The following is an 11,362-nucleotide window of genomic DNA, read 5'->3' as shown; positions in this document are numbered from 1 at the left end:
ATTGGGCCTCAGGTTTGAGGCTCAGAGGTGTCTAGAAAACCCGGGGCGATTCAACGGAAGACGCCCATCCCAGATCGGAGAAGGCATTCCGCAGATTCCGATCAATTTCCTGCTGCAGTTGTGCGCGAAACATGCTTCCGGAAAAAAGCCATATCGCGGTGACGAGAGGTCGTGGCGCGAGCTCATCGCACTGAGCACGGATTACGCCGCACTGTTCGACGTGCAGCCGTACAGCACGTTCGGACTGCTGTTCAAAGATACGTGGACGCTCGTCCCGTTTCTGCAGGAGCTGGCGTTGTACGACTCGCTGTTCACGATCACGCAGACACGACCGTCGGACGTCATGAAGCTGTTGCGCGGCCTGCTCGGTTGGCTCGACCCGGACCAAAAGCGGGGTATCGGCTGGACGCTCAACGACTTGTTCGCCGTAGGCAATGCGATCCTCTCGAGCGGTGGCTCGCGTGGTTCGTCCTTCATCAGCCATACGTCGATCGCCGCACGCTGTTCGGGCGTCGACGCGCGAATCGTGAAATTCGCGTTGGACGAGGTTTTCAGCCATGCCCTCCCGGGTGCCAACCAGCGATTCAACAAGCCAACCGATGCGCCGGAGGATGCACTGCCTCGCGAACAACGGTCCGGACACGACTTTTTCGAACGCCCGCTGCTCGCCTCCCGTGATGGCGGCTTAATGCTGTTCGAAAAGGCGCTGGCTGCCCCGGCCATCATCGAGGCCGTGTTCACAGTCCTTCGCTCGACGAAGCTAAAGAACTTCGAATCCCTCGTCGGCGAGGAGATGGAGCATTTTCTCCGGCAGGAGTTGGGCGCCCACGGGATCGCGGCCCTGCAGGGCGATTACGACGATTCGCTCGGATCGCACGGGGAATGCGACATCGTCATCGAATGTCCGGACACGGTGATCTTCATTGAGATGAAGAAGCAACCGCTCACGCGCAAAGCCCAGGCGGGCTCCGACACGGCGCTGCTCATGGACATGGCGGCAAGTTTGCTGCATGCCCAACTACAGGCGGGGTGGCACGAGGTCAGGATCCGCCGGGACGGTTTTCTGCTCCTCGAAAAGGATGGACAGCGCCGTCGCGTTGATCTCAACGGCAGGGCGATCGAGCGCATTGCCGTCACTCTGTTCGACTACGGTGGCTTCCAGGACCGGACGCTGCTCCAGCAGTTCCTGCAGGCGCAGCTTGCGGCGGGGTACTCCCCCGTCGATCCCGCGCTCAACGCGAAATTCGACAAGATCAACGCACAGCTCGAGGAGCTTCGAACCCAGATCGCCCAGTTGCAGTCATTAGTGGGAGGGAGGGGCGAGGCCGCGCGATTTTTCAACTGCTGGTTCCTGAGCATTCCGCAGTTCCTGGTGCTTCTGGACGGGGTGGATTCGCCCGCAACCTTGAGGCTCGCCCTGTGGAACACTCGACACACTTCGCTGGGCACGCTGGATTTCTATTTCGAGCACGCGCACATGAAGCAACTGAAGGCGGTAGGCGGCGGTACGAGGTGACCCGCACGCAGCGCCAGGACCTATCGGACGGTCAAGGCTCGATCGCGGCGCCGCCTTCGCGGAGCGAACCAAGGTTCGCCGGCGATCTCGCTCTTGTCGGCCAGGAGCAGTCCGTCGCATGAGGAGCCAGCTGGCAGCTCTAGGCTGATTGCCGTCCTTTGCCAGCGGCTGCTTTCCAGCGGTTCAGTCTCGGGGCGGGAGCTCAGGGCGCTTCTTACCGCGCCGCCAACGACCTTGAGAGCTCGGGTGTAGTTCTAGGTTGTTGGCGCACCCGCATACCCTAGGACTTCCTGCACAGTTCGAATGCCGCAGTAGTCGGGGAAGCCGGGGCAATGCAGCCTTTGGCTTGGCTGATCGACATGAAGAGCTTCATGTGGTTGTCGCGTTCAGGGCGCTTCTGGTGACTGGCTATCGTTATAGCGCCTTAACTTCGCGGTCCGACCGTGGGTCTTTGTAGCCCGGCGCCAGGCGTGCGTTGTTTGCGCCGTACAGGACGAGAGGGTCACGCAGGCCCAGTGCGTACTCCATACCTCGCAGCTGATGGTCTAAAGAACAGTCCACGGACCAGCGACGCAGCATGTAGCCTGCGTTGGCCGCACGGACACGAACCCGAAGCACACCATCTTCGGCGAAGGGGTAGTCCATGAGGACAACCTCAGGCCGCGTGTGCTGAGGGTGCGGCACAAGCTCCAGCTCAATGATGCGGCTCCACTGCAGGTCGAACTCAGCAGTCTCCTCGCGTTGCACGACGCTGTCCTCTAGAACCATCGGTTCCTCCATCCGGGTCAGCACGAAGTCGCGGAACTGCAGATTCCTGCGGTCAAAGGCTCGCACGTGCCAGCGGAGACCGCTGTCTACAAGGGCTACAGGGACAAGCTCACGCTCGGTGCGGCCACTGTCGATGGACGTGTAGCGAAGTCTGACAGCCTTGCCTCGATGGATCGCGCGGGTGATTGGCGCCAGCACCGACGTCTTCGGAAGGCTCAACGCAGACGGTACTTCACATCGCAGCATCGGGTGAACCTCGTCACCCAACAGCTCACCTAGGCCTTCACCGTAGCCCTGGGTAAGAGCGGTCAACACGCGGTATGCGCTGTGCTCGAACAGCGGCTCAAAAGCCTGTGTGGGTCGGTAGACCTTGTCGGAGTTGTCCAGCTCAAGGTTTTCCGGCGCCAGTTCTCGATACAGAGCGATATCGCGGGTGGCTCCAGCAGGCCCCGTCCCGAAGCGGTCGACGACGTCAGCCCGTCGCAGCTCTCCAAGGAAGTACAGCTTGAAGTCAATATGGGACAGCCGTTCGCGCTGTGTCTTCGTGAGGCTCGTCAGTGCTTGCGAGCGCTTCTCTGTACGTTTCATGGAATACATCATATCTGGCGGTGCGATATGTGATTGTAAAAAATCACATTTGCACTAATCAAAATGATTAGATACACTAATCATCATCACGTCGCTGCACTGCGATCCATTCAACCGGCCACCTCGTCAAGTACATGCACCCCCTGATCGCCATCGGGTTGTTCGCAGGTCTCGCGTCTTGGCTTCTTTCGAAAAAACAGGAGGCCAAGATGCCTGCAGTCCAGCGTCAGTTCGAAGATTTCCACAGCGCCATCTGCTTCGATGAAAACGATGAGAAGGCCACCTTGCGCGAGAAGCGCGACATCATCGTTAAAGCGCTGAAAGCTAACCTCGGTGATGACGTGCCCACGTTCACGAACTTCAACCAGGGCAGCTACTCCATGAACACGGGCGTCGTGCCGCTGGACGGCAATTTCGACATCGACGTCGGTCTCATCTTCGATTGCGACCAGAGCAAGTACCCCGACCCGGTGGTGCTGAAGAAGAAGGTGCGGGACGCCGTCAACACCAACTTCCGCACGGTACTCATCCGCCGTCCCTGCGTCACCGTGAACTATCTCAGCGGTGGCCAGGTCGCGTATCACGTCGACCTGGCCGTCTACTCTCGTGACGACAACGGCACGCTGTACTTGGCCAAGGGCAAGGAAAATTCCGCTGAAGAGCACCGCATCTGGGAGGTCTCCGACCCCAAAGCTCTTACCAAGCTCGTCTGCTGCGCCTTCAGCGACTCTGATGAACTCGCCCAGTACCGCCGCTGCATCCGCTACTTGAAGCGCTGGCGCCAGTGGCAGTTCACGGGCTCGGGCGCGCCGCTGAGCATCGCGCTGACGGCGGCGGCCCTGAAGTGGTTCAAGCCGAATTTCAACAACTCCGGCAAGCCCACCGACTTGCTGGCGATGCTGAATTGGGTGGAGGCGATGCTCGGGCAGTTCACCTATGAGTGGAGCCAAGTCGACGGCATGCACGAGCGCCTGAAGGTGATGCTGCCGGTGGCGCCGTACACTGACTTGATGGCCAAGCGCACAGCAGCGCAGATGAAGATCTTCAAGGAGAAGCTCGAGTCGCTGCGCGGCGCGCTGAGCGATGCCTACGACGAGGAGCTGCCTGAGGACGCTTGCAAGCTGCTGAAAAAGCAGTTTGGCGACGACTTCAAGGTGCCCGAGAAGTCGGAGACGGCCAAGGCGGTCTCGGCTGCGGTCATCAGCACAGGGAATTCCGCTTGACCGAGGCCGCTGCAGTTCAGGTCGACACCGCGAAGGTCGACGCTGCCTTCGAGGCAGTGGTTGCCACGTTCGCTCTGCGCGGCGTCGCGGTCGCGCGCCTGGCGAGCCCGACCTCCAACGTATTGGCGATCGAGCTGAACGGCACGCACCAGTGGAAGGTCTACGTCGACTGCGCGGAGGAACACCTGCAGCTGCCGACGGTGACAACAGACCCGCCGACCTCTCTGCTGGCCCACGTCAGCTACGGCGGATATGTCTGTATCGACGATGAGCAGGGGCTGTCGCTGGATCCCAAGCGCCCTGCTGACATCGTCGCGCACGCGGCGATGAAGGCGTATGATTTGCTGGAGAACTCTGCTGCAGATGCTTCTTCTGGCTACGCAGAGTTCTTCAACGAGCTGGAAGGGTACTGGCTGGGCCTGCCGCAGTCGGTTCGCGGCCGGGCGTACTTCGAGATTGACGGCGCCGCTCGCCTGCTCAAGGGCTTTCCCCACCTCGGCCTTAAAAAGCCGACCTGGTACTTCCTGGAGCGCGACGCCAAGCTCCCATGGGAGGTGGAGAAGAACAAGCTCGAAGCTCACCGCACGCTCTACGTCCACTTGGACCAGATTGGACTGCCGCCGGTGAAGCCGTGCGAGCTCACGGCCGCCTTCATCGCCGATGTCCTGCAGCGCATGTCGCCCGATCAGTTAGAGCTCTGGGACAAGCTGGTCGGGGCGTCGAAGAACTCGCCGAAGCGCCTGGCGCTGCTGGTGTCGGTTCCCCGCCTGGCCGGCGGGCGCTCACTGGTGGGGGTGTCCTTTACCGCGAGCCGCGGCATCGTCGACCCAAAGGGTCCGGTGACGCCGCTGACCATGCGGCGGCGCACGCCGGCCTTCATGCGCGAACGCGGGGGCGCTTCGCTCGAGCTGCTCAACAAGCACATCGCTGTTCTCGGCGTTGGGGCTGTGGGTTCCGTGGTCGTGGACACGCTGGCTGCGGCGGGCGTCGGCAGGCTCACGGTGGTGGACCCCGATGAGTACGCGGCAGACAACGTGTTTCGACACGTCCTTGACCCGATGTACATCGACCTGGATAAGCCGACTGCACTGAAGATGGCGCTGGAGCGGCGCTATCCGGGCTTGAATGTCACTGCGGTGCCTACGGCCGCGCAGACGTGGCTCAAGACTGCTGACCTCAGCCAGTACGACGGCATCGTCCTGGCATTCGGATCTCCGTCCATCGAGCGGTCGTTTTCGCGAGCACTCAAGGGGCGCGAACTTGACCTTCCGGTGGTGTTCACCTGGCTCGAAGCGCTCGACCTCGGCGGCCACTCGTTGCTGATGTGGACCAAGGGGGAGGGGTGCCTCAACTGCGCCTACCGCGACGACGAGGGACAGCCTTCCCTGGCGTCGCGTACGGCCTTCCTGGAGCCCAACCAGCCGGTCACCCGCAATCTCACCGGGTGTTCAGGTGCGTTTGTGCCGTACGGCGCGATTCAGTCCCGGCGCACGGGCTTGATGGCAGCGGAACACATCCTGTCCGCCATGAGCGCAGTGGGCGCGGGCGCCGTGGCGCGCCAGCCCTCCTACAAGTTCTGGGTGGGCGAAGGCAAGGCCGCCGCTGAGCAGGGCTTGCGCACAACTCCCTGGTTCCGGCTCGCGCGGACCACGTCCGAGGAGGTTGCAACCGAGCAGGTCTTAGGGCGCACGTGTCCGCATTGCCGCGCGCGCAAGGAGTCGGCGCCGTGAAGCTCGTCTATCGCGTCACGCCCAAGCAGCGACTCATCATCGTCGAACATGCGCTTAAGCAAATGCAGGCGTTCGCGCAGCATCGCTCAGGGGACCATGAGGCTGGCGGCGTTCTTCTTGGTCGGCACTTGCTGGACTCGCGCGATGTTGTCGTCGACGAGGTCTCGCCCCCGCAGAGCAGTGACCGCCGCAGCAGGTACGGCTTCTTCAGGTCCTCCAAGCACGAGCTGCTGGCGCGCCAGCGGTGGCTGGAGGAGAACAGCACATCCGCCTACCTGGGGCTATGGCACACGCATCCGGAGCCAGACCCCACGCCCTCTGGCGTCGACCAGCTCGACTGGCAGAAGGCCGTTGCCGGCGACACCTATGAGGGTGACCGCCTGTTTTTTCCCATCGTCGGCACCGACTGCATCCGGATCTGGACGCTAAGCCGCCGAGGCACATATCGCGAACTGAAGTTGGAGACCAAGAATGCCGAAATCTAAAGCAACGGCGAGCCCGTCCTCCGTGCTCGTGCCGGCAGCGGCGGTGACCAGGACGGTGGCGCGCGCCTACATCTCAGCGCCGGTCCGTCGCGACCTCTGGATAGCAGCGGCCGGCCGCTGTGAATTCCGCGGATGCTGCAGGCCTGTAGACCGCGACTTTCTCACCAAGAAGGCTAAGAGCGTGGTCGGGGAGTACGCTCACATCATTGCCGACAGCCCCGCTGGTGCTCGAGGCGTTCCGGGACTATCCGAGAAGCTGGCGGCAGACCCCAACAACCTCATGCTTGCCTGTTTTGACTGCCATGCGCGCATCGACCAGCACGGCCAGAGCAACGAGTTCACGGCTGAACAACTGCGCGCCATGAAGCGTGAGCACGAGGTCCGCATCGAGCGCATGTATTCGGCGACAGGGGTGGAGGAAAGCATGCCCGTGGTGATGTCGTTCCCAATCGGCGCCCACGTGCCCGTCATCGACGTGCGTCACATCCAGTATGCGATGCTGACGAACAGCGATTTCAAGCGTTTTCCAACCGCTACCGCGGTCCATATTGACCAGAGCAACTTCTTCCTGCAGGACAACGACCCCGACTTCTGGAGTGGCGCACAGCGCGCGCTGACGCAGCAGTATGAGCAGCGCATCAGGCCTGAGCTTGTCGCCCGAGGAGGGGCCGCCCACTTGAGCATTGCCGGCTTCGCTCCGATTCCGATGCTTATGAAGCTGGGGGCGCTGGTGGGCGACAAGACGCCGGCGGCGATCATGGACCTGCCTGGAGAAAAGTGGCTTTGGGACACCCGTGATACGTGCCCCGAGCCCAGCTATACCTTCACCGTGCCGCCTACGGTGCCTCGTGAGGTGTCGGTGGTCGTCAGCATCTCGGGCAGGGCTCAGCATCCCGTTGGCCGTGACGTAGTCGAGTTCCAAGCAGTCGCGCCCGACCGAAACATCATCCGCAAGGAAGCGCACGTGCAGCAGTTCCGCACAAGCTTCAACGTCTTCCTTCAGCAGCTCTTCGCCGCGGGCGCTCGGGTCCTGCACGTGCATCCGGCGACGCCGCTGTCAGCGAGCATCGAGATCGGTAGGACCCTGCTGCCCAAGGCCTTCGAAGAGGTTCATATCTGGGAGTGGCAGGCACCTGAGTGGAAACCGGCGCTGAGGCTTAAGTAGTAACGTGCGCGGGTTGCATGGCCAAGCTCCGCGTCAAGGCCGGGTGAGCCCCATCAAGGCGTTGAACACCCAGCGTGTTAGGAGTCGCCAGAGGTGCCAAGCCCCCAGACATAGCCTTGGCGTGAGACTTGCAGAGTGCGATGCTCAGCAAAATCGTTGAACGGCAGCTATCGGGCGTTGAGCTTGGAAACTCCAAAGAGCGCAACCGCTGCACAGCGGCAGTCCGAGGCGTCAGGCTCAGTGGATGTAACAGATCGTGAGCAGCCCCTCACGACTGTTCCTGTAACGCGCGCATTTGGCCGCAGTAACTGGCCGTCTCATCTGTGAGCAGTCACGGTCATGAGCAAGCTGCTCGGTAAGCGTCCCGTGAACCCATCTTGAATCGGCGTTAGGAGCAAAGGATGCTCGTGTCCACTAAGACTAGGTGGACACGTGGACACTATCTCTGCTCAGCACCCAGGCGATCGGCGTCGGCGCCGCCTGCACAGCGACGAGTTCAAGGCCAACGCCGTTGCGTTGGCTGCGCAGCCCGGGATGTCTATGGCGGCTGTGGCGATGTCTCTCGGTATCAACGCGAACTTGCTGCGTCGCTGGGTACGTGACTCGGAGATTCAGCCACGCAGGCACGAACCGAGCAATGCACCGAAGACACTGCCTGAAGCCGCCCCAAGCTCTGTAGTCAGTGGATTCGTGCCAGTGCAGTTGCCCGCACCGGCTGAGCCGCCTGCGCCTCCCAGCGACATCCGCATGGAGGTTCGCCGAGGCGCCGTGCACGTTGTGGTGACCTGGCCTGCGACGCTGGCAAGCCAGTGCGGCGGCTGGCTGCGAGATCTGCTGCGGTGATCAAGGTCGAAGCCGTCTGGCTGGCCGTCGAACCCCTGGACATGCGATCGGGCACGGAAGCCGCGCTGGCGCGAGTCGTGCACGTCTTCGGCGCTGCCAGACCCCACCACGCCTATCTGTTCGCCAACCGCCGTGCCAACCGGATGAAGGTTCTGGTGCACGACGGCATCGGGATCTGGCTGGCCGCTAGACGGCTGCACCAGGGCAAGTTCCTCTGGCCCCACGACGCCGCGCCCACGCTCAGCCTGAGCCGCGCCCAGTTCGATGCCCTGGTGCTGGGCCTGCCGTGGCAGCGCGTTGGCGAAGCCGGTGTGATCCGCGTGATCTAGCGCAATTGCCGAAGTTGCTGATGCTCGCCTGGGGGTCCTGGGGCATCATCACCTTCCGTGAGCGACACGGCCACCAACCTCGACCACCTGGACGCGCAGCAACTGCGCGAGATGGTGCGCTCGCTGATGGGCAGGGTGGAAGCCGGTGACCTGGAGATCGATCGGCGCGACCGCGAGCTCGCGTTCAAGCAAGCCACCATCGACAAGCTCACGCACGAGATGGCCGTGCTCAAGCGGCTGAAGTTCGCTTCGAAGTCCGAAGCCTTCACCGCCGAACAGAGGAATCTGCTGGAGGACACCCTAGACGCAGACCTGGCGGCGATGGAACTGGAGTTGGAGCAGCTCACACCGGCCAAGGCAGCACCCCAGGGCAAGCAGCAGCCAAAGCGCCAGGCGCTTCCTGCCGATCTGCCGCGTCGGGAGATCCACCACGAACCGAACAGCATCACCTGCGCGTGCGGCTGCGCGCTCAAGCGCATCGGGGAGGACATCGCCGAGAAGCTGGACTACCAGCCCGGTGTGTTCACGGTGGAGCGCCACGTGCGCGGCAAGTGGGTGTGCGCCCGATGCGAGACGCTGATCCAGGCCCCGGTGGCGCCCCACATCATCGATAAGGGCATACCGACCGCTGGGCTGCTGGCGCAGGTGCTGGTGGCCAAGTACCTGGATCACCTGCCGCTGTACAGGCAGGAAGCCATCTTCGGCCGGGCGGGCCTTGCGATCCCTCGCTCGACGCTGACGGCCTGGGTGGGCCAGTGCGGCGTCCACCTGCAGCCACTGGTGGACGCGCTCAGGAGCGAGATGCTTCGCAGCCGAGTGCTGCATGCGGACGAGACGCCCGTGGCCATGCTCAAGCCTGGGCACGGCAAGACGCATCGAGCGTACCTCTGGAGCTACTGCACGACGGCCTTCGACACGCTACGCGCAGTAGTGTTCGACTTCGCCGACAGCCGCGGCGGGCAGCACGCCCGGGCCTTCCTCGGGCTTGGCGGCGAGAACGGCTGGCGCGGCACCCTGGTGTGCGATGACTTCTCGGGCTACAAGGCGTGCTTCGAGCTGGGCGTTACCGAGGCTGGCTGCCTCGCGCATGCCAGGCGCAAGTTCCATGAGCTGTGGGTCAACCACGGCAGCCCGATCGGCGAGCAGGCGCTGAAGTTCTTCGGCGAACTCTACAAGGTCGAGCGCTTCGTTGCCGAGTTGGCGCCGGACGACCGCAGGAGCGCTCGCCAGGAGCGCTCAAGCAAGGTGGCCGATGCGCTGCATCAATGGCTCACCGCGCAGCGCCAGAAGGTGCCCGAGGGCTCGGCGACCGCCAAGGCCATCGACTACAGCCTGAAGCGCTGGCTGGCGCTCACGCGCTACATCGACGATGCGGATCTGCCGGTCGACAACAACCGGGTAGAGAACCAAATACGACCCATTGCGCTGGGGCGGTCCAACTGGCTGTTCGCGGGCTCACTGCGGGCAGGGCAGCGTGCGGCCGCAGTCATGAGTCTCATCCAGTCGGCCAAGCTCAATGGCCTGGACCCGTATGCCTACCTGAAGGATGTATCGCAGCGGCTGCCAACGCAGCCGGCGCGCCGTGTGGAGGAACTGTTGCCGCACCGTTGGCGGCTGGCGGACGGCGACACAGTTTGAGTGTGACGGCCGTCAAGCTGGCGGCGGCCGGACGCTATACATTTCGTTCTACCGGACAGCCTTCTCAATCTCCGGCGTCATGTCAGGCGTCTGGTCTGCGGTCCTCGGCGGCAAGGTCGCCAACCCGTGTACACCGTTCTGATTGATGTCGTCCACGAGCAGCTTCATTTCAGCGATCTCCATCACCTGTGCGCGGATGATGCCGTCAGCAAGCTTGCGTACTCGGGGGTCTCGGATGGCGGCCTTTCGTGCGTTGTTGATGGCAATGGAGTGATGCGGAATCATCGACTTCATAAAGTCGACATCGCCGATCAACGTTTGCTGACGGTTAATCCCTAGGATGATGACGCCCAGCACGATGGAGCCTACAAGGATTGCCAGCTTCGCCCTTAGCCCCGCGTACATCTTCCACATGAAGCCCAGCATGATGACCGCCATCACGCAGCCCATGACGACTGACGACACCAGCCGCGTCAGGCTAAAGGTGGCGTGATCGGCGCTGTAGACCAATTGGTACATCAGCGGAAACATCACGATTGTCGATGTCGCGATCATCGCGAAGAAGCGGCCCCAACCCATCTTCATTGTGGAGTGAGTGTTTTGGTTAGAGTGCATTACGACCTTTCTTTGCGTGTAGAAGACAGGCACCCTCGAGAAACGAGGGAAACGCCACGCGCCTTACAACTCTAGGACAAATGACGCTCCCTGACGCCGGGAGATCGACCAGATTTTGCTCTTCCGTTCTATTTCGCTTGCCACCCAGCGGTTGTAAGGGTCACTCCCTAAAGATTGGGAAGAGGTCGTCAACCTGACTTCCCCGTTTGCTTACGCTGCTCGCGACGCAGGGCCACGTGGACACGTGGTTAGTCTTTTTGGCGCGGTGACCACGCAGATCGCAACCATGACATGTTGAGGTTCGTAATCGCAAGGTGCAGAAGTGCACCAATGGCAACCATATGAACCCGAGTTGCCCGACAAGCAGTCCGTCCGGACTAGCGTCAACGTAGTGGGCTAGCCCACCTTGAAGTCCCCTCGAATTCCTGTGCCAGTCAGAAGTAGAGGTTGGGGAACAGTTTG

General features: G+C 62.3%; 10 protein-coding genes. 8 read left to right on the top strand and 2 right to left on the bottom strand.

Features of this window, described 5'->3' with window-relative positions; all coding sequences use genetic code 11:
- Positions 1 to 1,516: hypothetical protein (locus RT282_RS17205; RefSeq protein ID WP_313316240.1), on the top strand; the 1,516-nt coding region annotated here is incomplete at its 5' end.
- Positions 1,517 to 1,930: 414 nt separating this feature from the next.
- Here RT282_RS17205 and RT282_RS17200 read toward each other — a convergent pair.
- Positions 1,931 to 2,872: a WYL domain-containing protein gene (locus RT282_RS17200; RefSeq protein WP_313316238.1), complete on the bottom strand. Its 942-nt coding sequence runs from the start codon at positions 2,870 to 2,872 to the stop codon at positions 1,931 to 1,933.
- Between the two features lie 134 nt (positions 2,873 to 3,006).
- Between RT282_RS17200 and RT282_RS17195 the strand changes: the two genes are divergently transcribed.
- The 7 genes from RT282_RS17195 (at position 3,007) to tnpC (ending at position 10,285) form a co-directional block, all read left to right on the top strand.
- Positions 3,007 to 4,095, top strand: a complete 1,089-nt coding sequence (locus tag RT282_RS17195; protein ID WP_313316237.1) for a cyclic GMP-AMP synthase DncV-like nucleotidyltransferase — start codon at positions 3,007 to 3,009, stop codon at positions 4,093 to 4,095.
- Positions 4,092 to 5,825, top strand: coding sequence for a ThiF family adenylyltransferase (locus RT282_RS17190; protein WP_313316236.1), 1,734 nt, complete (start codon positions 4,092 to 4,094; stop codon positions 5,823 to 5,825). Before RT282_RS17195 ends, RT282_RS17190 begins: the two co-directional genes overlap by 4 nt.
- The gene (locus tag RT282_RS17185; protein ID WP_313316234.1) at positions 5,822 to 6,310 is read left to right on the top strand and encodes a Mov34/MPN/PAD-1 family protein; all 489 of its coding nucleotides are present in this window, start codon (positions 5,822 to 5,824) and stop codon (positions 6,308 to 6,310) included. The genes RT282_RS17190 and RT282_RS17185 overlap by 4 nt, the downstream gene beginning before the upstream one ends.
- Positions 6,297 to 7,475 carry an SAVED domain-containing protein gene (locus RT282_RS17180; protein ID WP_313316232.1) on the top strand — a complete coding sequence of 393 codons (1,179 nt, stop codon included), beginning with the start codon at positions 6,297 to 6,299 and terminating at the stop codon, positions 7,473 to 7,475. The genes RT282_RS17185 and RT282_RS17180 overlap by 14 nt, the downstream gene beginning before the upstream one ends.
- Before the next feature lie 432 nt (positions 7,476 to 7,907).
- A complete protein-coding gene (locus RT282_RS17290; protein ID WP_376752787.1) occupies positions 7,908 to 8,318 on the top strand; it encodes a transposase in 411 nt (136 codons plus the stop codon).
- Positions 8,315 to 8,647, top strand: a complete 333-nt coding sequence (gene tnpB / locus RT282_RS17175) for an IS66 family insertion sequence element accessory protein TnpB (protein ID WP_312759007.1) — start codon at positions 8,315 to 8,317, stop codon at positions 8,645 to 8,647. The genes RT282_RS17290 and tnpB overlap by 4 nt, the downstream gene beginning before the upstream one ends.
- Positions 8,648 to 8,758: 111 nt before the next feature.
- The gene (tnpC, locus tag RT282_RS17170; protein ID WP_313316242.1) at positions 8,759 to 10,285 is read left to right on the top strand and encodes an IS66 family transposase; all 1,527 of its coding nucleotides are present in this window, start codon (positions 8,759 to 8,761) and stop codon (positions 10,283 to 10,285) included.
- A 48-nt stretch (positions 10,286 to 10,333) separates the two neighbouring features.
- On the opposite strand, the gene RT282_RS17165 is transcribed toward tnpC, so the two are convergent.
- Positions 10,334 to 10,900 (bottom strand): DUF305 domain-containing protein, encoded by a 567-nt coding sequence (locus RT282_RS17165; RefSeq protein WP_312759009.1) that lies wholly within the window; start codon positions 10,898 to 10,900, stop codon positions 10,334 to 10,336.
- Between the last annotated feature and the right edge of the window lie 462 nt (positions 10,901 to 11,362).

The organism is Pulveribacter sp., from assembly GCF_032079985.1.
GTDB lineage: Bacteria > Pseudomonadota > Gammaproteobacteria > Burkholderiales > Burkholderiaceae_C > Melaminivora.
This window is presented reverse-complemented; position numbering and strand designations above follow the sequence as displayed.

Excerpts from the sequence above, each read along its gene's own strand:
- RT282_RS17200 (WP_313316238.1), bottom strand. The coding sequence starts at position 2,872 with ATGAAACGTACAGAGAAGCGCTCGCAAGCACTGACGAGCCTCACGAAG.
- RT282_RS17195 (WP_313316237.1), top strand. The coding sequence starts at position 3,007 with ATGCACCCCCTGATCGCCATCGGGTTGTTCGCAGGTCTCGCGTCTTGG.
- RT282_RS17180 (WP_313316232.1), top strand. The coding sequence starts at position 6,297 with ATGCCGAAATCTAAAGCAACGGCGAGCCCGTCCTCCGTGCTCGTGCCG.
- tnpC (WP_313316242.1), top strand. The coding sequence starts at position 8,759 with ATGGTGCGCTCGCTGATGGGCAGGGTGGAAGCCGGTGACCTGGAGATC.
- RT282_RS17165 (WP_312759009.1), bottom strand. The coding sequence starts at position 10,900 with ATGCACTCTAACCAAAACACTCACTCCACAATGAAGATGGGTTGGGGC.